Genomic DNA, 23,448 nt, shown 5'->3' on the forward strand with positions numbered 1-23,448 from the left:
CAGTGGCCTGGCCATCATCTGTTCGGGGTCAACCTTCCAGAACCAGGCCAGGTCATAGGCGACGGCGATCAGGTCGGTGATGGCGCCGACGCCGCACTCATGAAAAAACTCGCAACGGCCCAGCTCAGCGCGTTGAGGTCAGCCAGATCGAGCTGGTTGACCGACGACGGCGGGATGCCGGCGCACACGGCGATGTATTTGGCCGCCACGTCCATGTCGAGGCTGACTTCTTCGCTCTTGTCGATCTTGTACGGCAGCGCCTTGATCGCTCGCACTTCCTGCACCGTCGGACGGCGCAGAACGAGTTCGGTCAGAGGCTCGCCGTGGGCTTCGATTGCTACTTGAAGCTTCACGGCGGCGCTCATTGCCAGGTCCCCTTGATGCCTTCGAATTTCAGTTCGATGGTGGCGTCGTCGCCCTTGGAGACTGGCTCCTCGACCAGATAGGCGCCGGCCAGCACGTAGACTTTGCCGTTGCTGAACTCGCAGGTGACGGTGATATCGGTGCCTTCGATCAGCTTCTTCAGAGGGAAGTCGGCGGTGTGCAGCGCGGTCACTTTGAACGACGGTGCGATGTCGGTTTCCTTGTAGAAACCGGGCACGACGGTTTCACGTTTGACGGCCATCAGCGGGGCTTCGCAGCCGCCATTGATGGTCAGTTGTGCGCCGTCGACCTTGACGTAGCAGGTGCCTGCAATCAGTTGACCCATGGTGTTTCTCCCTTCAAATAAAAAGCCCACGCGAGGTGGGCTGAATGCTTAACGCCGACTGCGCGGATCAGGCCGCGTCGTCGTACTGCAGACGGAACTGGTTGAGCAGTGCGAACACGCGCAGACCGTTGATGTAATCCGGCGGGAACAGGACGTTCACGCGGCTCGGGTCCTGCACGTCGCGCTCGACGATCAGGTGTTCGGCGAACAGTTCGGCGTTCTCCACATGGCCTTCGAGTTCGAGCTTGGCGTACTGCGCGATCAGCTCACCGCGAATGGTCGCCGGCGTGACGATAGGCTGGCCGGCGCCGAAACGGGTGCCGTCGGAGGCCAGTTTGTGGCGGCCGTATTTGCTGGTGATCACGCTTTGCAGACGACGCACGATGAACGCCGACTGGTGCATGGTTTCGCTATCCAGATAGGAGTTGTCGGCCTGACCGTAGGCGTTCTTCTGGTAGGTGGTGATCGAGCGCTGGATGCGCACGTAACCGCCCTCGTAGTAGGCGGTGGCGATGCCGTAGTTGAGCAGCGACTGACGCTCGGTCAGGGTGAAGCGCTCGCTTGCCGGCGCCGGATCAACGCCCGGCAGACTGCCGCTTTGCGTCGGACGACTGGCGTCGGCGGAGATGAACACCGCCGTGCGCGCAGCCAGTGCCGCGGCCTGTACCCAAAATGGTTGCGGCACGCCCGGTTCCAGCGCCTGGATGGTCATGTGCTGATCGTTGCGCGCCTGGCCGGCAGCGACCAGAGTGCCAACGGTGCCGCGCTTGGCGCTGTAGACGTGACCGAACAGTTGCTTGGCCCACGACCAGCGCCCGGTGCTGTCATCCATGACCGCTTGCCAGGTGTTGAGAGTGGCCAGATCGGACCACGGCAGCGCGATGAATTCGAACGGCTCATCGCCCAGTGCCGCGACGGCGGCGATCTGATCCGGCACGCCGGCGCCGCCGGTCATGGCGGTGATTGCGCTGGTCAGACCGGCCGGAGTTTCTTCGCCGTTGCTCTTGCCCAGGCGATTGAATTGCAGGCTGATGTCGTTGCCGCTGTCGCCGGTCCATTTGGCGGTCAGGGTGACCACGCCTTCTGCAGCGGCTGCGCTGACCGGCAGGTCGGCAGTGGCGTTGATTTTCTGCGCCAGTGCGGTTGCCGCTTGCGCGGCGGTGGCGCCGTTGACCACGGTTGCCTGCACACGCACGCCGCCGACATACAGGTTGAGCATGCCCGCCTGAGTTGCGGTGCCGGTCAGGGTCAGCACGCCTTTGGCGATGGCGCCTTCGGTGTTGTGCAGCGGCAGGCACCAGATCTCACCGATCGGGTCAGCCTTGCGGAAGGTCTCGTACATCGAAGCGAGCATCGAGCCCTGGCCGCCGATGCTTTTCGCCAGCGCCACGCTGGAAACCAGCACCAGTTTGCCGACCTCAGTCGGGGCAATATTGTCGTTTACCTGCGCGACGATCAAACGGCGCATGGCCGAGGTCGCGCTGTTGGCGGCCGAGTTGTCCATTTCGGCATAGAACAGCGGCACACGAATGTCCGCCGGGATGTTGCTGAATCCGATCGCCATCATTTGGCTCCCTGTGGTTTAGCCGCTTTTGCGGTTTTGAGTGTGATATCGCCGTCGGCCAGACGCCGGCGCCACCAGGCGCTGTCCAGCACGTCACGGCCGGCAGCCGGCAACAGGTCGCCCGCCTCCGGGTCAGGTACGACACGGCCAGCGGCCGGCACTACGGTGATGCGGTTGCTCATGGGGTTACGTCTCCAGAGAAAGTCATTTCCACCCGGCCATCCGGACCCGGGCGGTGCAGATTGGGGTCGGCCGGATCGATCGCATCGACCCGCACCGTCATCCCGGTAAAGGACGACAAAGCGTCCAGTTCGCGCTCGTGCCAACTCTCCGCAGGCTGACTTGGCAGATTGCGGCCGAGCTGGAACTCGGCATAAAAACGCAGCCGATAGAAGGCACGGCTGCTGTTGATCGAGACCATCTCGCCGCCGTCGTAAACGATGGCGCTGTAGTCGGAATCGGGCTTGAACCCCACCAGCGCGCGCCACAGTTCAGCGCGCAGGTCGTGCAACCCATCCAGCGCTTTTGTCGCGTCGGTAGCGTCAAGGGCCAGGACGATTTCGAAGCGGTCGCGGATTGGTTGGGTGGTGAGGTTTTGGGTGGTGCTGGCGCTGGCCAGATCGGCGATTGGCAGCACGTGGGCCGAAGGTGTTGGCAGATCCGGGTTGCCTTGCAGCAACGCCAGATCGAGGCCCACCGAAATATGATTGGCAAGCCCAGGGCATTGCCCACGCAGTTGCGTGAGGATCGGGGTGATCTTCATGGGGGTGTTCCAGAGTTGAGTCAAATGCGGTCTGCAGATCACTGCAAACACCTGTGGGAGCGAGCTTGCTCGCGAAAGCGGTGTATCAGTCGAATCGTGTTTTGAATGACAGAATGCATTCGCGAGCAAGCTCGCTCCCACAGGGATCTTCACCGCTGTGAAATTGAGGTGAATCAGTCTTTGGAATCGGCCTTCGGATCCAGGCACGACGCATCAATCAGGCAGCGATAGCTGTTCTCGCGACTGCCGCTGGCGGTGACCTTGTCGATCGACCAGCGTCCGCGCATGAAGTCCGGCCAGCTCTCATCAAGCAACAGCAGACCTTCGGCCGCCAGGCGTGGATCGCCCGGGCAGGTGATTTTCACTTTGTACCTCTGGCGCAACATCTTGCGTACTTCGCCCTCGGCTACTGCGATGGCATCCGCTTCGCTGGGCTGCTTCTGGCGCAGCGTCTTGAACGGCGCTACGCCCGTCTCGACCCAACGCAACACCCCGGCCGCCGCATCCCAGAAACAGGTCTTGCAGCCCTTGGCCTGCTCGCGGGCCGATTCTTCCAGCGTGGCGCTGATGAATGCGTGATCGCCGGGGCGATTGTTGTGGGTAACCGACAGGGTCACGTCCGGCAGAATCTGCCCCGACAACGACTTGGTCTGCCCGGGCCGCGCCAGCACATACACTTCGCCGTAAGGCTTGGCGACGACGTTGTATTTTTTCGCCAGACGCGTGACAAACCCCATGTCGGTCTCGCTGGACTGGTCGATGTGCTCGATGCGGATCAACGAAATCTCAGGCGCGACCCGTGGCGAAAAACCGTGCGACTCCACCAGCTTGCGAAATAATCCACCCAGCGTCGTTGGCCCATGACTGACGGTGCGGCGCTGCTTGAAGCCGGTTTCATCATCCTTGCTGAACGGCGCCGCGGTGGCCACTACGGTCAGGCGAAACGGAAAAAGTGTCGGCGTCAGACGCGTCACTTTGAACTGGCCTTTATCGACCATTGCGGTTTCTCGATAACCGACTTGCAGGCCAATTTTTCCACCCAGACTCGGCAGCCCTTCAAGGCCATCGAGATCGATGGTCAGCGTCAGCTGATCGGACTCGAAACCGGCGGCATCGATGTGCTCCCAACTGATCAGGCGTTGATTGAGCAGGGCCGCGTTGGCCCCGTAGATATTCACTGCCGGCGTGAATCCCAGTGCCATGCAACCTCCTTAATCCCAGGCCGTCGCCGCCTTGATCACGGCGGGTTTCACATCCAGTTCCGGTAGCACGATCCAGACGCCGGCGGGCAGAATCGGCCCGTGTTCGGCCAGGGTCGGGTTGAGCTTCCACAGCGCTTCTTCGGCAGCGTCATCACTGCGCCCGATTTCGCGGTAGAGCAGCAGATTCACCGAATCACCGGCCACGCTTCGTGCTTTACGCATTGTTGAACTCCGCTAATTCGATGACCCAATCGACTACCATCGCCGTACCGTCATCGATGATCTGGGTCTGGGTTTCCTGAACGCTACTGATCCGCCACAGGCCCCAGTTTCGACCAATCCCGTCGATCAACGGCAGCGGGGTGCGCAGCGCCTGCAAAGCACGCAATTCATCGAGCCGATCCATGGCTACGGCGTACATCGACTTGCCGGTAATGGTCAGGGTTTCCGATTTCTGTCCGGTCTGGCTGGACTTGGGTTTGCTGGTGAGGATCTGTATCTCGGTCCAGCCGCCGTCAGCCTTGCGCAGCAACTGGTGGTACGCAAAGTTGCGCGACAGGCCGAAGATGAAATTGCCCAGTGCCATTTGTTGTTTCATCAGGCGACTCCATCGGTCAGGGCTGCGTCGCGGCGGGTGGCGAGGGGGTTGTTGGTGAGCAGCGGGGTCATTTGCATGAACTGGTTTTGCAGATGCTGCGCGACCAACATACCGATCTTGTCCGAGCTGCCGGGGTCGCTGCAGTAGACCTGCACAGTCGGTGCATACGTCAGCGGATGCGCTGCAGGCTGAGCAGTCGTCAGTTCTTTACTGACCTGCTCGGGCGCAGCGAGCTTGTCCGGTGTTGGCGCAACCAGTTTCTCTCCCAGCCAACTGCCTCCTTCCGAGCCGAGCCAACCGCCGATGAGCCCACCAATGAGGCCGCCCACCACCATGCCCGGCGCCAACCCGATGCTGCCTATCGATGCACCCATGGCGGAACCGGCGGCCGCACCGGCCCAACCACCGCCAGCGGCACCCAGGCCTGTCGCCATTTTGCGCTTGTCACCGCTGGCTACGCCTTCGACGACATCGGCGGCGCCGATCGCCGCCTTCACCGGCCAAGGCATGAATCGTGACACGGGGCGTATTTCAGCGGCCGCAACGCCCAAGCGCGGAGCACTGGGCCATGCTGCCTGTTCGAATATCTTCAACCCGTTGCTGGCGCTGGAAGCCCGATTGGCAATGCCGGGCCCCGCCCCTTGAGTAAGCGAGTTCACAGCGGCACCCGCTGATCCAGCCGGCTTCCAGCGATCAGGAATACGGCTGGCGGTTTTATCGACAATGCCTTTGCCTAAACGCTCTTTGAATTGATCGGCAACCGATTCGAGGACAAAGTCGAACACTGGTTTGGCCCACTCAGCCGCCGTCAAAACGGCACCGGTGGTTTTCGGATAGGTTTCGGCCAGCTCACTCAACTTATCGGTCGAATGCGTATCGCCCGGTTTCTCGATGTCGGGCGCCAGTGCGTTGCCTTTGGCGACCGACAAGCGCTCTTCTCGCGCATTCCTGATGTTCAACTGTCCTTGTTGAGTATTGGCGAGCGCCAGCGCGGACGCTTTCAACGAGGAGTTATCGCCTGGGGCCGAGGTCGCATATTGGCGTTTATCGGCTACCTGGAAAAACGCTTCGTTGACCTGTGCCAGGTTCTGCGAAAGCGCGAGCGCGGCATTGCCACTGTCGGCGAACAGCGTGCGGGCCAATGCCGTACGTTGTTCGACGGGTTTGGCTTTCAGCGCAGCCAGCACCGTCAGCACAGCGCCTTGTTGCGTGCCTTGGTTGTCGGTATCGCGCAAGGCTTGCGCAACAGCTTTGGGATCAAGCTTCAATTGTCGCCAAGCGGCCGCTTCAGCCGCGGAGGCTTGGTCGCCTTTAGCCAACGCATCGGAAATGTTTTTCAGCGCAACGCCGGCATCATCCTTTTTCGTGCCAGTGTTCAGCAGTGCTGCCGATAGCGCCGCTGCCTTTTCCGGTTGCAGGCCGGCGGCTACTGCTGACTCACCCGACTGTTGCAGGACTGCACCAATGTCGGCTGACTGGACATCCCCGGGCAGCTTGCCGAGGTGGTTGACCGCGTCTGCCAGATCAACGGCTTGATCGCGCGTAAGCTTCATCGAGGTCCGCCAGACCTTGGCCATTTCGGCAACTTCCATTGCCGGGAGCTTGAACGCCGCCGCCGTGATCGCCACGTCGTTGGCAAAGGTCAACAACTCGAGCTTTTTGTCTGAAGCATTGGCGTACTGGCTGCCAATTCCCGCTTTGGCTGCCACGCTTGCGACATTGACCAGATCCACCCCGGTGGTGCCACCCGCCGCTACTAGCGGAGCGCTGGCCATGACCAGGCTGGACTGGGCGACATCCTTACCATCCTTGCGCGAGATTCCGGCGACGCTGCTCAGCGCGGCCGCCGCCGTATCCATCGACAGCGCAGACTTGCGGGTTGCTGAAAGCTCAGCATTCGCTGAGGGTTTTTCCTCGGTTTTGCGCGCGCCGGATGAGTCTCCCTTCGCTCCAGCACTGGGCGCCAGTGACAAAGAACGTAGCGCCGCGAGCGTCACGTTCAACGCGTCTATCGCCGTAGTGAGCAGACTGATCTTGCCGCTGGCCTTCAGTAACGCTTGATGCAGACCGCCCGTCTGGTCTGTGGCGATTAGTGGTTCGGGCGCTGTTCCCAGCGTCGCTGCGCTCAGGCTGATATTGGCCAGCGCGAGGCCCTTGCTGTCGTCCGCATTCGTCAGCGCAAATTGATTCACTGCCATTGCCGCTCTACTCCTGTTTCACGCCAAGGCGAGTGATCGCTATGTCGTAGCGGCGCAACGCCTTTTCGGCGTCCCATTCCAGAATCTCCGCTTCACTTACCGGGTAAATGAGCGGGACGATATCGAGGATTACTTCGATGTCGCGTTCCGAAAGTAGGCCGCCGGCTGGTTTAAAAAATCGTCGATGCGCACCTGCAATTGCGTCCAGTCGGGGACGGTCAGCTGGGCCAGATCGGGGATCATCAGGCCCGTGCAGTGGGCAGTGATGAATTCGGCGCGTTCCTTGGCCGTTTTCAGTTTCTTCATCACTTTGGTGGCGCGCAGCACGGGCATTTCCAGGCTCAGCGAAGTCACGGTGCGGCCGGTTACGGCTAGCGGCTGCAGCAATTGCAGCTGGTCGGGATCGTCGGATTTCTCCGCGTCCTCGATCTGGTCGAGAAAGTACGCACTCGGCCGGGTCGACATCTCATGGACGTACTGGGCGATGCTCACGTAGTCCGGGCGCTTGAGCTGATCGAGTTCCTTGACCGACAGGCCGGTGGCGAGCAGCGCCAGCTCGAAGAACTGATCGTCTTCGTCATCGCCGGCGCGTTCCAGCGCTTCTTTCTGTGCGGCGTAGAGCAGCGGTTTGAGCTGTAGGGTTGCGATTTGCGAACCGTCGTCGCCAGTGATCGGCGACAGCAGCTCGTGCTGGGGAGGAGTCCAGGACATGGATGAATTCCTTGGTGATTCTTTGGGAATTTTGGAATCCCTTGTGGGAGCGGGCTTGCCCGCGATGAGGTCGGCACTTCCAACATTGAGTTGATTGACCCATCGCTATCGCGGGCAAGCCCGCTTCCACAGGTTTTGTGTGTGTGTGGTGTGCTGCCGGGGTTACGGCATCAACACCGCGCGCCGTGCATCACCAAGGATGTCGACGCCGTTGAGCACGAACTTTTGCGTGCGCACGTCGATGTCGATCACCGGCACGCCGTTTTCAAGGCGGTTGTAGGTGCGGCAGGACAGTTCCAGATTGGTCTTGGGCTTCTCGCCCATTTTCACTGCGGTTTCCTCAAGGGATTTCAACTGGCCGCCGACGGTGTGGTAGGTGAACCAGGTGTTGCCATCCTGATCCTGACCGGCTTCACGCACGTTCAGCAGAATGTCGTCGCCGAGCTTCACACCCAGCGCCAGCAGCACTTCGGCGCCGAGGCCTTGCAGGGTCAGCTTGGCGCCGAGCGCTTTGCCGCCCTTGGCCATTTCTTCGACGATGAAGCGCCCGCCGCGCATCTCTTCCATGTCGAATTCGATTTTCGGCGGGGTGAATTCCTCAACGGTCGCCGACAACGGCAGGCCTTGCAGGGTGGCCGCGATGGCCTGTCTTACGCGGTTGGTAAACATTAGAGAACGTCCTCCAGGAACTGCTCGATGATTTCATCGCGGGCGTTGAGTTGATAAACCATGTGTTCGTTCGGCGCGTAGCGGCCGTAGTCGATGACCACGTACCAGGTGCCGTTCTTATACTTCTCGACGCTGTTGAGTTCCGGGTGCAGATACACGCTGCCGCCGGGAATGGTTTCGTCGGCGACCAGGGTCTGCAGCCAGTCGTTGATGCGCTTGACCTCCTGATCCATGAAGGATTTGGTGAGGTTCTTGGCCATGGCTTTCTGGCCGGCCTTGACCAGCTTGCGGCTGATCGCATCTTCGAGGCCGACGTAGCTGATGAACTTGCCGGTGATCGAGCGGTTACCCAGCAGCGAGAAGCCGCCAAGCACGGTGCGAGCGTAGTAGCTGACGCCGTAACGGTTGAGCAGATCGCCTTCGGTGGACGTGTCGAGGATGTTGTACTCGACGACCCGCGAAACATCTTCGGCGAAGGTCACCTGGTTGCCCGGGCTCTCCCACTGCTTGACCTTGGCCAGCGCGGCAATCGCCAGACTGGACGGCGACAGGAAGACGTTTTTCTTCGCCGCTTTCGAATACACGGCGGGCATGTTGTGCACCACCAGGCAACGGTCGAAACCGAGTTCGGCGCCGCCGAGTTCCTGGCTGTACAGCACCTGATCGGCCACCGACACATCCTTGCCGTCCAGCACCACGCGGGCCTTGATGCGCTTGCCGAACGCGGCGAACTCGCCGGCTACCGCTTTGCTGCCGGTGAAGCCCGGCGCGCCGATGATGGTCAGGTCTTCCGGGACACTGCCCAGCGCCGCCAGACCCAGCTTGCGGCCAGTGGCCGGCTCGACACCGCCGATCACATTGTTGATCGTGTCGGCCGGAGTTGCGCCTGCTTCGACGATGACCACGTACACCGGCACCTTGACCACTTTGAGGATCTGGTAGACCGCGTGATACAGCGTGCCCTCTTCCGCCCCAGTCGGATCGAGCAGCGCATGGGTGGTGAAGCTGTTGATGCGAAACGGCGCGTTTCGCGGAATCAGCGGATCGGCTTTCGGCGCAGTGCCGACCAGCCCGATGACGTTGTCACCCAGGCCACCCATGGCCTCGGGGGATTCAGTGGCATTGACGGTAATGCCGTTGTGCTCGAAGTTCAGAACCTCAGCCATGTTCAGTCAGCCTTCTTGGCAGCGGCCTTTTTGGCCTGGGTGATAGGGGTTGTCGGCTCAAGTCGCCCGGCAAAGTGCAAGGCACTGGCCTCGACATCGAGCAGATCGAGTTCTTGACCAACGCTCGACCAGTGCCCACCGCCGGTGGGGAATGGAACGAGCACGGTGTAGGTTTGGCGGGTTGCCATTTTTCGTTTCTCCATAAACGGGAAAGCCCCTCGTGGGGAGGGGCTTTGGCGGGTGTTGAGTGTTTTGACGGGGATAAAAAAACGCCCCAGGATCGGAGCGGTTAGTAAGTAAGAGAACTTGATGTCTGCGACTTAAAATACGGCCAACCTTTCTTGAGCATATCTTCCAAGTAAGTACCAGCTTCAATGAATTTAAGCAGCTCGAGTTCTCGGTCGAAACAAGCTTGGACGTGAGCCCTGACGGCTTTGGCGATTGCCAGAATCTTTAGGGCATCAATTTCCACGAATCCATCGAGCGATTTGAAGTTGCAACGATAATCAGGATCAAGGATCGCCGAGAGAGCCGCGCCATAGATCAGAGCCGCGCTTTCGCGGGAGGTCGAGACGCAAAGCCCCTCCACTGACACGACGGAGTTTTCTCGCTCGTAGCGCTCGGCGGCGACCGACTTCGCATAGTCCGCAGCCGCTTCCGGGAACGCCTCTTTCACTATTTGTTCGCCCACTCTACGCCAGATACCATCGGTTTCTTGCGTCAACCTGATAAACAAATCCTGGTCAATTTTTACTGCTGACGTGGGGATCTTATGAACTCCCTCGATCAGACAGGTCTGTAACTTCGCTTTTTCGTCAAACAGTGCGTATTTCATGATCTCTCCTTAACTACCCACCGCGATCCAATGGAATACAGTGACCCCGGGAAATGTATGTTTTCCATAAAATGCATTCAGATTTGAAACACCCACGTCCACATACCCGTTCACCGCAGAACCCGGCGTGTAGTTCAAAGTAGCGTTCAGGCTGTACATGGCATTTGGGAAAGCGATAGGGAAGGCCGTTGCGATATCCGTACCGCCATTTCCTGAAACTCTTCCCCACTGGATGATCAGACCTCCCAGCCATGAGGGGAAGATGATGTAGCCATTAATGGCTTTGAGGATTTGAAAGCCCCAGCGAAGTTTTTTGGGCGTGACGGTTGTTGTGTCGTTAGCTCCGGTATCCGTCAGTTCTTGAGTGGCAATTTGAGCGGTGCCACGCTTGGTTTCAGTCGCTTGTTGAGCCAAAGCGGCTAAACCGGCGATATCAATACTTCCCTGATTGATCGGCGCGTTCCAGGCTTTGATGCACCACATGACGGCAAGGTTGCGGGGACGGGTTTCCGTTCCACCTGCGTTCACTGTCGTGACAACAGTCACTGTCTGCATGGTAGTTCCGGCATCTACAGCGGAAAGAAAAGCACCTGTAGATATCGCTGCAACAGCACCATTGACCTTACCACCCTGCCATTCGCCTGCCGGATCCAATGTAGCGCCGGTTTCGTCAAAATAACGGTGATTGTGCGCCTTAAAGGATTCTGCCTGGATACTTCCCAAAGCTCGACCAGCATCCACTCCGCGGCCATGATCCCAGCCACGCAGAAACTCGCCACGCGACTCCGGCAAACGGAAGTTCCCCGCCCCCTCGTTACCCTTGTTGTAGGTGGTACCGAGAAGAGCCGCTAGATCAGGATAAGCCGCAATACTTTGCACACTGCCATCCAGCTCCAGATAACCGGGAGCGACGATGCCGGTCGGGAACGCCAGAACAGCCCCCACCGGAACGGCGGATTTCAGCCGTTCGACCTCCTTCGCCAGCGCGGAGACATCAATCGTTCCCTGATTGACCGGAGCGTTCCAGGCTTTGATGCACCACATGACGGCGATGTTGCGGGGGCGTGCCTCTGCGCCACCAGAACTATTGAAGCCTGCCGCGAAATTGGTCATTACGGCCGTATTGCCGTTGTCTACCACTACGGCACTTGGATTGCTGCCGGAAGCATTAGCGAACGCCTGCATGCGGGTGACCGTATGAGCGTGCGATTTGTTGTCGTCGGCCTGCCAGCTGCCAAGGCCACGTCCGGCATCTACCCCCCGCCCATGATCCCAACCCCGCAAAAACTCCCCACGAGCTTCAGGCAGTCGGAAATTACCAACCCCCTCATCGCCCCTGTTGAACTTGTCCCCCAGATAAGCGCTCAAGTCCGGGTAAGTCGCGCTGCTCTTGACGCTGTTATCCAGTTCCAGAAATCCGGGTGGTGGCGCATCAACCGGAAACGCGACAATCGAACCCACCGGTAACGCCGACGCCTTGGCGATCAGCGCTTCAACTTCAGCTTTAGTGTACGAATCCTTGATACCAAATCCGGCCAGCGTCTCCGGGTTTGCACCCGCAGTCGCGCGACCATATTCATCAACCGTCAAACTCTTGTAAGTCCCCGCAACAATCCCGGTGCGCCCTGCGAGCATCTTGAATGTCAGCGCGGTCGTGCCAAGCGTGATCGGTGCATTGGTGGTCAGGTGCCACAGCGAGTCTCCATTCGCTACGCCCTCCTCCACCATTACCGTCAGGCCCGGGGTGACCTTAGCGCTGGTGTTGGCATCGGTCGCCCGCACCCAGTCACCGTTGGCGACAATCCACAGGCCGTTGTCCTTGGCCAAGGTCTGGCTCGGCAGCAACACGCGGTCGCCAGCAATCACCGCCACACCATCAATCTGCTGCGCGCCGTTCAACACGACATTGCCAGTCGCCGCGACCCGCACCGATTGTTTGCCATCGAGCTTGCCGAGTTCTTCGGCCAGATAACTCATGACCCAGGCACGCGTAGCCTTGACCACCGTGTCATCAATCAACAACGTCACCAGAGACGCATTGCTCGTTTCGAAAATCGAGCGAATGTAAAACTCTTTGCCCGATCCCGACGTCGCCAGCACCGGTTTAAACGACTCCGGGTATTTGACGATGGCGTAGAGAATGCCGGTGTCGGTCCACAGCCCTGCTTCGCGCACATACCAGCCGCCAACATCCGGCGGAATAGTCACTTCGGCGAGCAGCCAGCTCGGGTTTTTCTCGTCCTGGAACAGCGCATTGAGCGGCCCGCGCCAGACTTCGCGTTTCAGCGCAGTGGCGGTCGCGGCCGGGTTGTAGACCGTGCCGCCGCCGTCGCCGACGGATATCTGCGTCAACTTGATCGGCGTGCCCGCGGCTTTACACGCCGTTTCGTAGGCAATCCCTGCGTTGGTGAGCAGGGTGTAATAGTCAGCCATTCAGGCCCCCTGAGGATAAATAGTGGATGTTTCGACGGTGTACAAAGCGGCGGCCATGAACGCCTCGCCAGAGGTTTCCAGGCCTTCGATGAACACCGGATAAACCGTGGTCAGCTCGCCGCAGAACGTCGCAGCGCCGATAACGTGACTGCCGAACGCGCTGAGCCCCACCGAGACGGTCAGCACATCCCGTTCGCTTTTGGCATCGGCCAGGCGTCGGTCGAGACGGGCGTCGATGGCTTCGCTGTAGGGTTGTTCAGTGAAGGCGCGCACTGAAAAGCTGTAGGGCGCGCCGGGCGGTGTCTGTTCGTACCAAGCGTGGATTTCCGGGCGCAGTTGCAACCCCTTGGCGGCGTTTTCCAGCGCTTTTCGAGTGCCGGCCTGGCGTGTAGTGGGCCAGGCCAGTTCGACGGTCAGGCGCTTCTCCGCTTCCGGCGCATCGCTGCTCCATTCGGCGACGCCGCGATCCGCTGCCAGATACGGCAGGAAAGCGACCGGGGTTTCTGCGGGGTTCATCAGCTCGGGGAACGGCGGCGTGATGCGATCGAGCAAGGCGCCGAAGCCCAGATCCAGTCCGCGCTCAAGTGCCGAGCTGTTGGCTGGCAGTAAGGTCGGGCGCTGAGTTTTTTCACTCATAGCGTCAGCACCTCGACTTCGACCGCGGTGCAATAAGGCGCCTGAAAAGCGGTGGTGACGATCGGCGCCAGCGGTTCGAGAATCTGCAGTTGTACGGCGCCGGCGCTGTGCAACGTGTAGTCGATCCAGCTCGGATCAACCCGACCTTCGAGGCGATGGCAACTGTCGGCATACGCCTGCAATTGTGCTTGCGCTGCGACCTTGGTCAGGCCCGAATCGGGACCGGAATTGATCTTTGCGACGACGCGGATTTTGTAGCGCTGGATCTCGGCCGCTTTGACGGTGACAAGGTCGGTTTCCGGGCGCACGTCGGGACGAGCAAAGTGCTGACGGACGCCGTCGAGCAATGCTTCGGAAGGCGTACCATCGCCGTCTCGAGAAAGCACGGTGACTTGCACTTCGCCCGGCGCAGTGCGCCGCCCGTTGCCATCCTTGACCTGCGCGGCGTGGCCGTCCGGATTGAAGGTGTAGGTCACATTCACTACACCGGCGTCGGTGGATTCGACCTGAACTGTTGGCCGCTCGCCGAGGGTGAACACCTCGCGGCGATACTGCATCCGCGAACCCGCCGCCGGTGCATGGGGCGCGAGGTAATAACGCAGCCGAGCGTCGTCATCACTTTCATAAATCGCCGGCACCGGCGGGAATGCCGCCGGGTCGCCGGGATCGAGCAATTGCCGCTCCAAACCCATGTCCGCCAGCCGCGCATCGAGATTGCTGCCGGTCGCCCACCACGCCAGCATCTGCTTGATGCGTGCATTGTATTTACGCTCATGGGTTTGCAGACGCACGCAGAAAGCTTCCAGCGCCAGGGTCAGCAATTCGCTTTCGTTTTCCAGACTCGCCTTGAGTTTCACGGCGCTGGCCGGCGAGCGAGCCCCCACGTATTCGATGACGAAACTCTTGAACTCGGCGAGCAAGTCTTCGAACGCTTCAACCGTGATCAGCGCGGGTTCGGCCAACTGATTCTGGCCAGGGATCAGCATGCTCATGTCAGCACCTCGAAGGTTTGTTGGCGGTTTTTCCAGGTGCCGGCGAAGCGCAGCAGCAGGCCATCGCCGTGACGACTGGCGACAATTACTTGCGGCTGAAAATCGTCGATGCCGTTTTGCGAGTTGTAGAACGCTTGCGCGGCGTGGCTCTGTGCCAGAAGCAGAATGTCGTCACCGAGGTTCTGCCCGAGGAGAGTGGGAATCAGCGAACCGTACAAAGGTCGTTTCTGCCGGGTGCCCAGCGGTGTGGTCAGGGCTCGGGTCGCGCGCTGCACGAATTGCAGCCAGTCGTCGACCGTGGCCCCGCTTTCTCTATCGATTCCGATCATGGGAGGCTCTTGAATCAGGGGCTGATGACGCGGCCCTGGTGATCGACCAAGGGGCCGCTGAAGTGCACGCCCGACACGTCGATGCTCAGGCCGACGGCGCCCAGTTGCAGGGTGATCAGTTGTGGCGTCATGGCCAGACGTGCAGGGCCGATGCTCAGTTCGAGCGACTCGCGAGACCCGTTGAATTGCGCGGGTCCGTTGAGCCAGTGCAAGGCGTGGCTGGCGTCGTCGTAACCGCTTTCGCTGCCGTCCTGATGTACCCGACGGGTCAGCGTCGGCACAGTCGAGGCCGGGGGGAAACGGTCACTGTTCAAGCCGAACAACGCCACAGTCTGCGCACCGCTTTCACCGCTGCCATAGTTGAACAGCAGGCACTGCTCGCCCACCGTTGGGATGCGCGATTCGCTTTGCGCCCCGGCGCTAGGATTGAAGAACTTGATCGCTGGGGTGAGCAATCCACCATGGCTGACCTGGCAGGTATTGCTCGCCGCATCAACTGACTGACAGATGCCAATGCGACAGAAACTCTCGGCGCGGCGGTGCAAGTCTTCGATTTCCGCTTCCATTTCCGCCAGACGCTCAATGATCGGGCCAAGCTGCATACGCAGTAATGAATCGAACATCGGTCAGCCCTCCAGCGCGGTGTACTGGTCTGGATCGTCGATGTTGCTGACTTCCCAGGTGCGAGCGAATTTCGGCATGCCCAGTGGATCGTCGAGCAAGGTCGAGCCGAGGTAGAGCGTCTGCTCGAAGGTCAGGGTCCAGGCTTTGTATTGTTGATCAGCACTGATAAGCAACGATGGCAAGCCATCGATATTCAGGGGCAGATCGCATTGATCGCCGGGCAATCCCCAGCGGTTGTCGGTGATCAGGTTTTTCAGCACGGCGATCAGATCGCACGCTGCAAAAGCGGTCGCAGAAAGCGCCGGGATGACTTGCAGTGACAATGTCATGACATGAGCGATACGCCCATCAGCGGCGCGCACGCCGGACGCATTTCGGGCAAGGTCGATCAGTACCCAGGCTTGAGCGCCCGCCGCTGTGAAATCATCATGGTTGCCGACATTGAGGTTGAGACCGGCGGTGTTGCGCAGTGTCGTCGCGATGGCTGTGAACAGTTGCGACGGCTGCTGGATCGGTGTGGGCATACATGACCTCCTTTTCAATCGTCCACGTGCAGCCCTGCCGCCGACATGGCGGCACGGAAAAATATTCAGGGTTAAGGCTGGTCGCGCGGGGGCACTTCACAGACGCCGATGCGCTTGGCCGCCCAGCGTTCGTAAAGGCCGATGGCGACGTCGGCGCCGGCCATGGCGGTCAGGCAGCCAAACGCACCAGCGGCCCAGATCGACATGCCAGCGGCATACAGCAGCATGATTGCCGACACGCCGCAGATCATGCAGGCGCCGGAACGCAGGGCCAGACGCCGCACCAGCGACCAGCCGCGGGCGCCCTCCTTGTCGGCGCGCCACATTTCGCCGGACACCCCGCCGACGACAGCGAGGAGGATGACCAGCCAGATCGGCATGTCCGCCAACGCTTGTTGCTCGTTTGTCATGTCACGCCTCCGTGGGTGATTGATGAGTGATGGGTTGGTTTCAAACGGTTTCTCTTGAGGCAGGCATTCCAAAAAGCCCGGCGCTTGTACACCGGGCTTTTCAGTAATGCGCTCCTTCGCCTTCCTTCCAATCCTGTGTTCGAGAAGGAAGCTGACTTTTCGGCGCTACTGGCGCGGTACGAGTCCATTCAGATTGTTTTTCCGACCGCGGTCCCTGCCCGCCGGATAACTGCTTCTGGTGCTTTACGCTGCACACCCGGGTCAGTTGCCAACCCTCTGAACCGTTGAGGCCGGTTCATCGCTGCCTGTTCTTGTGGAACTAAAGAGCTTGTCTTGCCAGCCGCTTTGTCGAGCGGCTTGGTGGCAAGAATATGCATGGATGCATATACAGTCAATGCGCATATGCATTTATTTATGCATTAAATTTGCGCTTATGCATGAAACCCATGCGGGCCAAGGGGTGGGGAGATTTGTGCAGGCGAAAAAAAACCTGCCGAAGGGGCAGGTTTCAGTTGGATGAACGAGTGTTAGCGGGCGTACATGCCCCACCAGAAGACGTGACCGAGGATGACGATCTGCTCTTCCTGGATTTCCTGAAAGCTGTAGTCCTCGTCCGGATGCTCGTCGCGATTGAAGCTGCGCAGACGGATGCCGGTGGGCAGGCGATAGAGTTGTTTCACGCGCAATTGGCCGTTGTGATTGATCGCATACAGATCGCCATCGATGATGTCGCCGATGCCGCATTTGCCGGCGTTGACGCCGACGGTGGCGCCATCACGCAGAACCGGCAACATGCTGTTGCCGCGTACGGTCACGCATTTGGCCTGGTCGAATTGCACGCCGTTGTGGCGCAGGCTGCGCTTGCCGAAGCGCAGGCTGGAGCGCTCGCTCTCTTCGATGACGAATCTTCCTGATCCAGCAGCCAATTCAACCTCACGTAGAAAGGGCACCGACACCTCGTCGTCATCGACGGGGGTGTCGTCGTCCCACAGGCTTATGTCCTTGAGTTCCGCATGCACGTCAGCGCGAGTGCCGCCGGTCGTTGGCGTGACATCCGCACGCCCGCGCAGCTGATCGGTGCTGACGGTGAAATATTCAGCGATCTTCGAGATGTGTTTATCCGAAGGATCGACAATCTTCCCGCTGAGAATCCGCGAGAGCGTTGATTGAGGCACGCCGGTGCGACGGTGGAGCTCCGTGGGGGAGATCCCGTGCTGGTCGAGCAGTGCTCTTAAGACGGAGGAAACGTTGCGTTTTTGCATAACGCGCATAGTGCTTGAAGTTTTTCCCGATGACAAATGCTGATTTGCATAAATCGTGCATAGCTCAACTTTTCATTGCAAGTAAACGCTCACCCGACCGCAGTGCCTGCGTCGGGCAGACTGGCCATGGTAACCTTGCGCCCATCGCGGAAAAGCCCGGCCACTGCCCGCGCTTTGCCCTACATCTTTTAACGAGTTGCCCGACAATCCGATGAATAAAGCCGTCTCCGACCTGTCCTCCCACACTCCGATGATGCAGCAATACTGGCGCCTGAAGAATCAGCACCCGGACCAGCTGATGTTCTATCGCATGGGCGATTTCTACGAAATCTTCTACGAAGATGCGAAGAAAGCCGCCAAGTTGCTGGACATCACCCTGACCGCGCGCGGGCAGTCGGCGGGTCAGGCGATTCCGATGTGTGGGATTCCTTACCACGCGGCGGAAGGTTACCTGGCGAAACTGGTCAAGCTCGGCGAGTCGGTGGTGATTTGTGAGCAGGTCGGCGACCCGGCCACCAGCAAAGGCCCGGTGGAGCGTCAAGTCGTACGGATCATCACGCCGGGAACGGTCAGCGACGAAGCGTTACTCGATGAACGCCGCGATAACCTGATCGCAGCTGTATTGGGCGATGAGCGCCTGTTCGGTCTGGCGGTGCTGGACATCACCAGCGGCAACTTCACCGTGCTTGAGATCAAAGGCTGGGAAAACCTGCTGGCAGAACTGGAGCGGGTGAATCCGGTTGAGCTGCTGATTCCGGATGACTGGCCTAAAGACCTGCCGGCGGAGAAACGCCGTGGCGTACGTCGTCGTGCGCCGTGGGACTTTGAGCGTGACTCGGCGTTGAAAAGTCTCTGCCAGCAGTTTTCCACTCAAGACCTGAAAGGCTTCGGCTGCGAAAACCTGACCCTGGCCATCGGCGCTGCCGGCTGCCTGCTGGCCTACGCCAAAGAGACCCAGCGCACCGCCCTGCCCCACTTGCGCAGCCTGCGTCACGAACGTCTCGATGACACCGTGGTGCTCGACGGCGCCAGCCGACGCAATCTGGAGCTCGACACCAACCTGGCCGGTGGCCGCGACAACACCCTGCAATCGGTAGTCGATCGTTGCCAGACCGCCATGGGCAGCCGTTTGCTGACTCGTTGGCTGAACCGGCCGTTGCGCGACCTCACAGTGCTGCTGGCACGCCAGACGTCGATTCGCTGCCTGCTCGACGGCTACCGTTTTGAAAAGCTGCAACCGCAGCTCAAGGAAATCGGCGACATCGAGCGGATCCTGGCGCGAATCGGCCTGCGTAATGCGCGACCACGTGACCTTGCGCGTCTGCGTGACGCTCTCGGCGCACTGCCCGAACTGCAAGTGGCGATGACCGATCTGGAAGCGCCGCACCTGCAGCATCTGGCGGCCACCACCAGCACCTATCCAGAACTGGCGGCGCTGCTGGCAAAAGCCATTATCGACAACCCGCCTGCGGTGATCCGCGACGGCGGCGTGCTGAAAACCGGTTACGACAGCGAACTCGATGAACTGCAATCACTGAGCGAAAACGCCGGCCAGTTCCTCATCGATCTCGAAGCCCGGGAGAAGGCCCGTACTGGTCTGGCCAATCTGAAAGTCGGCTACAACCGTATCCACGGCTACTTCATCGAGCTGCCGAGCAAGCAGGCTGAATCGGCGCCCGCTGACTACATCCGCCGGCAGACGCTCAAAGGCGCCGAGCGTTTCATCACGCCCGAGCTGAAAGAATTCGAAGACAAGGCGCTGTCGGCCAAGAGTCGCGCGCTGGCTCGGGAAAAAATGCTTTATGAGGCGCTGCTCGAAGACTTGATCAGCCAGTTGCCGCCGTTGCAGGACACCGCCGGCGCCTTGGCCGAGCTGGATGTGCTGAGCAACCTTGCCGAGCGTGCCTTGAACCTCGACCTTAACTGCCCGCGTTTCGTCAGCGAGCCGTGCATGCGCATCACCCAGGGTCGTCACCCGGTGGTCGAGCAAGTGCTGACCACGCCGTTCGTGGCCAACGACCTGAGCCTCGATGACAACACGCGCATGCTGGTCATCACCGGCCCGAACATGGGCGGTAAATCCACTTACATGCGGCAAACCGCTTTGATCGTGTTGCTGGCGCATATCGGAAGTTTCGTGCCGGCCGCCAGTTGCGAGTTATCGCTGGTCGACCGCATCTTCACCCGTATCGGCTCAAGCGATGATCTGGCCGGCGGTCGCTCGACCTTCATGGTCGAGATGAGCGAAACCGCCAACATCCTGCATAACGCCACCGAGCGCAGTCTGGTCCTGATGGACGAAGTCGGGCGCGGTACCAGCACCTTTGACGGTCTGTCGCTGGCGTGGGCGGCGGCCGAGCGCTTGGCTCATCTGCGTGCCTATACGCTGTTCGCCACCCACTACTTCGAACTGACCGTGTTGCCGGAAGCCGAGCCGTTGGTGGCCAACGTCCATCTCAACGCGACCGAGCACAACGAACGCATCGTGTTCCTGCACCATGTTCTGCCTGGGCCGGCCAGCCAGAGCTACGGCTTGGCGGTCGCGCAACTGGCTGGTGTGCCGAGCGAAGTGATCCTGCGCGCGCGTGAGCATCTGAGTCGTCTGGAAGACACAGCCCTGCCCCATGAGGCGCCGAAACCGGCAGCCAAGGGCAAGCCGTCGACACCGCAGCAAAGCGATATGTTCGCCTCGCTGCCACATCCGGTGCTCGATGAATTGGCCAAGGTCGATCTGGACGACATGACGCCACGCCGCGCGCTGGAAATGCTCTATGCACTGAAGAACCGGATATAAGCACTGAAGAAGCGGATATAACGCAATTCGCTTCAAGCTGTTAGAATCTCGCGCGGTTCGGGATGCTGCTGGCTCATAGCCTGGTCAGCAGGTATCGCTCCCGAACCTGGCGACCCCAACCGTGAAGGGGCAACGCTGCCGCCGCCTGAGGAGAAAATTAGAAATGACCTTCGTCGTCACCGACAACTGCATCAAGTGCAAGTACACCGACTGCGTAGAAGTCTGTCCGGTGGACTGCTTTTACGAAGGCCCGAACTTCCTGGTGATTCACCCGGACGAGTGCATCGACTGCGCGCTGTGTGAACCAGAATGCCCGGCTGTGGCGATCTTCTCGGAAGACGAGATCCCAAGCGGCATGGAAAACTTCATCGAGCTCAATGCCGAGCTGGCGGATATCTGGCCGAACATCACCGAGCGCAAGGATCCGCTTCCGGATTCTGCTGATTGGGATGGCAAGCCAAACAAGATCGAACAACTCGAACGCTGATCTACCCCGCGCTCGACTGAAAGGCCCCTTGTGGGCCTTTTTGCTTTTGCAGGTTTTACTTTTCTTCAGACGAAAAAAGGGGCGGTATGACCCGCCCACATTTTTTCCCTATTCCCTGTAGTCCTTTTCATCGTCCTGATGAATCGCCTCCTGCGATGTCCGTTCCCCTCTTCCGTGAAGGGCGTGTCTGTCCGTCGACACAGCCCTGATATTAGAGAGTTTCCGCAGCGGAGCAATCAGGCTCAGGCGCAGGTCTACGCTGACATAAAGACACAACAATTTAAAATTATTTATATAAATCAGCAAGTTACCGCTTAGCATTGATCGCAATCGCCTTCTGCCGAAGTGTAAAAATAACGAACACTTACGACACAGTAAGCAAAGGCTTACAGCGCGAGACTACAAACTCAGAAAATGCTGACCGCTCGTCTGGCACCTCGCCCGACAAACGCGATGCACGAGACAGGCATAAACAAAAAGCCCCGACTGATTGAATCAGCCGGGGCTTTTTTTGCGCGCGGTCGATCAGGCGCTTATTGGAACAGCGACTCGCTCGACAGGCCATTCTTCTCCAGGATCTCGCGAAGGCGCTTGAGGCCTTCCACCTGGATCTGCCGCACCCGCTCGCGGGTCAGACCGATCTCCAGGCCGACATCTTCCAACGTACTGCTTTCGTGACCGCGCAGGCCGAAGCGGCGAATCACCACCTCGCGCTGCTTGTCGGTCAGTTCCGACAGCCATTGATCGATGCTCTGCGACAGGTCATCGTCCTGCAGCAGTTCGCACGGATCGGTGGGACGATCGTCAGTGAGGGTGTCCAGCAGGGTTTTATCCGAATCCGGACCCAGCGAGACGTCGACCGAAGAAACCCTTTCGTTGAGGCCGAGCATGCGCTTGACCTCGCCCACCGGTTTCTCCAGCAGGTTGGCGATTTCTTCGGGTGAAGGTTCGTGGTCGAGTTTTTGCGTCAGCTCCCGTGCGGCCCGCAGGTACACGTTGAGCTCCTTGACCACGTGAATCGGCAACCGGATGGTCCGGGTCTGATTCATGATCGCGCGTTCGATGGTCTGACGGATCCACCACGTGGCGTAGGTCGAGAAGCGGAAGCCGCGCTCGGGATCGAACTTTTCCACCGCGCGGATCAGGCCGAGGTTGCCCTCTTCGATCAAATCCAGCAGCGACAGCCCCCGATTGACGTAACGCCGGGCGATCTTGACGACCAGCCGCAGGTTACTTTCGATCATGCGCTTGCGCCCGGCCGGATCGCCACTTTGCGACAAGCGCGCAAAATGAACTTCTTCTTCCGGGGAGAGCAGAGGGGAAAAGCCGATTTCGTTGAGATACAGCTGCGTGGCATCAAGTGCCCGAGTGTAGTCGATGTATTTATGTTGTTTGAGTGTGGCGGAGTGTCTGGATTTGGAACGAACGGAAGGTGGAGCAGCCCCTTCATCATTCAACATCGAATCCGAATCGATGCCGGTCTCCATAAGGAGAACCTCATCGTCGATGTCAAACTCCGGCACTTCTTTACTGAGAGCCATTGTTATAGTCCTTTGGTGAGTTCGACCCCAAGCTCAAGCGACGCCTTTATCCTTGGCAACGCTGGAGCCTGTCCCCTCTACGCGACGGAACAGGCTGGCCTACAAATCAACGTCTTGGCAGGAACTGCAGCGGATCCACAGGTTTACCTTGGCGGCGAATCTCAAAATGCAGTTTCACCCGGTCTGTACCCGTTGACCCCATTTCGGCAATTGTCTGTCCGACCTTGACCTGCTGCCCCTCCCGAACCAACAGCCTGCGGTTATGTCCGTAAGCACTGACGTAGGTTTCGCTGTGTTTGATGATGACCAATTCGCCGTAGCCCCTTAAGCCACTCCCGGCGTATACGACCGTCCCATCAGACGCAGCTAAAACAGGCTGTCCCAAATCTCCGGCGATATCAATTCCTTTATTCAAACTACCGTTTGAAGAGAATTTTCCAATCAGAACGCCATTAGATGGCCATCCCCAGCCGGTCGGGGCCGGGCCTGCCGGAGGCAGTGGAGCGGGTGCAGGTTTGCTCGCGACGGACGGTACAACCCCTTTGGAACCGGTGGTTGTAGTGGTTGTGGTGCCATTCGCCTGGCGCCGGATTACCGTGGTTTTACTCGACGAAGAAGGTGAAGAACTGGAGTTGCTCACCACCGCTGTCGGCGTTGAACCGCTGCGCCCGTCGAAGCGAATTGTCTGACCCGGATGGATCGTATATGGCGTAGGAATATTGTTCCGGGCGGCGAGGGTTTTGTAGTCCCAGCCGTAACGAAAGGCGATCGAAAACAAGGTATCGCCGGGGCGGACTACATATTGCCCGGTAGTAACGGTCGGACGTTGTGCGACCGAATTATTGCGATCGACAACCCGTACGTTGCTCGATTTGGTGCTGGAGCAACCGACCAGCAAGGTGCTCAAGACAAGGCCAGTCACCAGGCGCTGAAAGCTCGTGTTACCCATACGCTGCGCAATGACTGTGAGACTCACCCGCCGCTCCCTTTGTGGTGGCTGA

26 protein-coding genes and 1 pseudogene are annotated in these 23,448 nt (G+C 59.6%); 3 read left to right on the forward strand and 24 right to left on the reverse strand.

What is annotated here, in order from left to right:
* Positions 1-68: 68 nt before the first annotated feature.
* The 5 genes from D8U60_RS27315 to D8U60_RS27335 all read right to left on the reverse strand — a co-directional run bounded on the left by D8U60_RS27315 (position 69) and on the right by D8U60_RS27335 (position 3,036).
* Entirely contained in the window at positions 69-365 is a 297-nt protein-coding gene (locus tag D8U60_RS27315; RefSeq protein WP_024011858.1) for a phage tail assembly protein, read from the reverse strand.
* On the reverse strand, positions 362-709 hold the full coding sequence (locus tag D8U60_RS27320; RefSeq protein ID WP_007908779.1) for a phage tail tube protein: 348 nt from the start codon (positions 707-709) through the stop codon (positions 362-364). Before D8U60_RS27320 ends, D8U60_RS27315 begins: the two co-directional genes overlap by 4 nt.
* 67 nt (positions 710-776) lie before the next feature.
* Positions 777-2,273, reverse strand: a complete 1,497-nt coding sequence (locus tag D8U60_RS27325) for a phage tail sheath subtilisin-like domain-containing protein (RefSeq protein ID WP_071174557.1) — start codon at positions 2,271-2,273, stop codon at positions 777-779.
* A complete protein-coding gene (locus tag D8U60_RS27330; protein ID WP_016771429.1) occupies positions 2,273-2,455 on the reverse strand; it encodes a DUF2635 domain-containing protein in 183 nt (60 codons plus the stop codon). The genes D8U60_RS27325 and D8U60_RS27330 overlap by 1 nt, the downstream gene beginning before the upstream one ends.
* Positions 2,452-3,036, reverse strand: coding sequence for a hypothetical protein (locus D8U60_RS27335; RefSeq protein ID WP_130901389.1), 585 nt, complete (start codon positions 3,034-3,036; stop codon positions 2,452-2,454). Before D8U60_RS27335 ends, D8U60_RS27330 begins: the two co-directional genes overlap by 4 nt.
* Before the next feature lie 41 nt (positions 3,037-3,077).
* Between D8U60_RS27335 and D8U60_RS27965 the strand changes: the two are divergent.
* Positions 3,078-3,182: pseudogene (locus D8U60_RS27965) on the forward strand (metal ABC transporter ATP-binding protein); the annotation flags it as partial.
* Between the two features lie 27 nt (positions 3,183-3,209).
* Here the strand turns inward: D8U60_RS27965 and D8U60_RS27345 are convergent.
* From D8U60_RS27345 to D8U60_RS27425, 17 genes are all read right to left on the reverse strand, one after another.
* On the reverse strand, positions 3,210-4,238 hold the full coding sequence (locus D8U60_RS27345) for a phage late control D family protein (RefSeq protein WP_130901390.1): 1,029 nt from the start codon (positions 4,236-4,238) through the stop codon (positions 3,210-3,212).
* A 9-nt stretch (positions 4,239-4,247) separates the two neighbouring features.
* The gene (locus tag D8U60_RS27350; RefSeq protein WP_024011853.1) at positions 4,248-4,460 is read right to left on the reverse strand and encodes a tail protein X; all 213 of its coding nucleotides are present in this window, start codon (positions 4,458-4,460) and stop codon (positions 4,248-4,250) included.
* Positions 4,453-4,836 carry a phage tail protein gene (locus D8U60_RS27355; protein ID WP_130901391.1) on the reverse strand — a complete coding sequence of 128 codons (384 nt, stop codon included), beginning with the start codon at positions 4,834-4,836 and terminating at the stop codon, positions 4,453-4,455. The genes D8U60_RS27350 and D8U60_RS27355 overlap by 8 nt, the downstream gene beginning before the upstream one ends.
* On the reverse strand, positions 4,836-7,034 hold the full coding sequence (locus D8U60_RS27360; protein WP_130901392.1) for a phage tail tape measure protein: 2,199 nt from the start codon (positions 7,032-7,034) through the stop codon (positions 4,836-4,838). The genes D8U60_RS27355 and D8U60_RS27360 overlap by 1 nt, the downstream gene beginning before the upstream one ends.
* A 129-nt stretch (positions 7,035-7,163) precedes the next feature.
* Positions 7,164-7,745, reverse strand: coding sequence for a phage tail assembly protein (locus tag D8U60_RS27365; RefSeq protein ID WP_130901393.1), 582 nt, complete (start codon positions 7,743-7,745; stop codon positions 7,164-7,166).
* Positions 7,746-7,907: 162 nt separating this feature from the next.
* The gene (locus tag D8U60_RS27370; RefSeq protein ID WP_039762530.1) at positions 7,908-8,414 is read right to left on the reverse strand and encodes a phage major tail tube protein; all 507 of its coding nucleotides are present in this window, start codon (positions 8,412-8,414) and stop codon (positions 7,908-7,910) included.
* Complete coding sequence (locus D8U60_RS27375) at positions 8,414-9,580, reverse strand: phage tail protein (protein ID WP_130901394.1); 1,167 nt, start codon at positions 9,578-9,580, stop codon at positions 8,414-8,416. The genes D8U60_RS27370 and D8U60_RS27375 overlap by 1 nt, the downstream gene beginning before the upstream one ends.
* A gap of 2 nt (positions 9,581-9,582) precedes the next feature.
* A complete protein-coding gene (locus tag D8U60_RS27380) occupies positions 9,583-9,768 on the reverse strand; it encodes a hypothetical protein (RefSeq protein WP_130901395.1) in 186 nt (61 codons plus the stop codon).
* A gap of 101 nt (positions 9,769-9,869) precedes the next feature.
* Positions 9,870-10,415: a DUF4376 domain-containing protein gene (locus D8U60_RS27385; protein ID WP_130901396.1), complete on the reverse strand. Its 546-nt coding sequence runs from the start codon at positions 10,413-10,415 to the stop codon at positions 9,870-9,872.
* A gap of 9 nt (positions 10,416-10,424) precedes the next feature.
* Positions 10,425-12,848 (reverse strand): phage tail protein, encoded by a 2,424-nt coding sequence (locus tag D8U60_RS27390; RefSeq protein ID WP_130901397.1) that lies wholly within the window; start codon positions 12,846-12,848, stop codon positions 10,425-10,427.
* On the reverse strand, positions 12,849-13,484 hold the full coding sequence (locus D8U60_RS27395; protein WP_130901398.1) for a phage tail protein I: 636 nt from the start codon (positions 13,482-13,484) through the stop codon (positions 12,849-12,851).
* Positions 13,481-14,476: a baseplate J/gp47 family protein gene (locus tag D8U60_RS27400; RefSeq protein WP_130901399.1), complete on the reverse strand. Its 996-nt coding sequence runs from the start codon at positions 14,474-14,476 to the stop codon at positions 13,481-13,483. The genes D8U60_RS27395 and D8U60_RS27400 overlap by 4 nt, the downstream gene beginning before the upstream one ends.
* Positions 14,473-14,805, reverse strand: coding sequence for a phage baseplate protein (locus tag D8U60_RS27405; RefSeq protein WP_125925200.1), 333 nt, complete (start codon positions 14,803-14,805; stop codon positions 14,473-14,475). The genes D8U60_RS27400 and D8U60_RS27405 overlap by 4 nt, the downstream gene beginning before the upstream one ends.
* A gap of 14 nt (positions 14,806-14,819) precedes the next feature.
* Positions 14,820-15,428, reverse strand: a complete 609-nt coding sequence (locus tag D8U60_RS27410) for a phage baseplate assembly protein V (protein WP_130901400.1) — start codon at positions 15,426-15,428, stop codon at positions 14,820-14,822.
* 3 nt (positions 15,429-15,431) lie between these two features.
* Positions 15,432-15,953 carry a hypothetical protein gene (locus tag D8U60_RS27415; RefSeq protein ID WP_130901401.1) on the reverse strand — a complete coding sequence of 174 codons (522 nt, stop codon included), beginning with the start codon at positions 15,951-15,953 and terminating at the stop codon, positions 15,432-15,434.
* A gap of 71 nt (positions 15,954-16,024) precedes the next feature.
* Positions 16,025-16,363 carry a phage holin family protein gene (locus D8U60_RS27420; RefSeq protein ID WP_024011844.1) on the reverse strand — a complete coding sequence of 113 codons (339 nt, stop codon included), beginning with the start codon at positions 16,361-16,363 and terminating at the stop codon, positions 16,025-16,027.
* A 527-nt stretch (positions 16,364-16,890) separates the two neighbouring features.
* Entirely contained in the window at positions 16,891-17,634 is a 744-nt protein-coding gene (locus D8U60_RS27425; RefSeq protein ID WP_122610694.1) for an XRE family transcriptional regulator, read from the reverse strand.
* A gap of 202 nt (positions 17,635-17,836) precedes the next feature.
* Here D8U60_RS27425 and mutS point away from each other — a divergent pair, with 202 nt between their 5' ends.
* Positions 17,837-20,419 carry a DNA mismatch repair protein MutS gene (gene mutS / locus D8U60_RS27430; RefSeq protein ID WP_041478113.1) on the forward strand — a complete coding sequence of 861 codons (2,583 nt, stop codon included), beginning with the start codon at positions 17,837-17,839 and terminating at the stop codon, positions 20,417-20,419.
* Between the two features lie 163 nt (positions 20,420-20,582).
* Positions 20,583-20,906 carry a ferredoxin FdxA gene (fdxA, locus tag D8U60_RS27435; RefSeq protein WP_016771449.1) on the forward strand — a complete coding sequence of 108 codons (324 nt, stop codon included), beginning with the start codon at positions 20,583-20,585 and terminating at the stop codon, positions 20,904-20,906.
* 533 nt (positions 20,907-21,439) lie between these two features.
* Here fdxA and rpoS read toward each other — a convergent pair.
* Together rpoS and D8U60_RS27445 are read right to left on the reverse strand one after the other, a co-directional pair.
* Positions 21,440-22,447: an RNA polymerase sigma factor RpoS gene (gene rpoS, locus D8U60_RS27440; RefSeq protein ID WP_016771451.1), complete on the reverse strand. Its 1,008-nt coding sequence runs from the start codon at positions 22,445-22,447 to the stop codon at positions 21,440-21,442.
* 106 nt (positions 22,448-22,553) lie between these two features.
* Positions 22,554-23,423, reverse strand: a complete 870-nt coding sequence (locus D8U60_RS27445) for a peptidoglycan DD-metalloendopeptidase family protein (RefSeq protein ID WP_016771452.1) — start codon at positions 23,421-23,423, stop codon at positions 22,554-22,556.
* Between the last annotated feature and the right edge of the window lie 25 nt (positions 23,424-23,448).

Origin of the sequence: Pseudomonas sp. Sample_11, assembly GCF_004307505.1 — a bacterium.
Taxonomy (GTDB): domain Bacteria; phylum Pseudomonadota; class Gammaproteobacteria; order Pseudomonadales; family Pseudomonadaceae; genus Aquipseudomonas; species Aquipseudomonas atacamensis.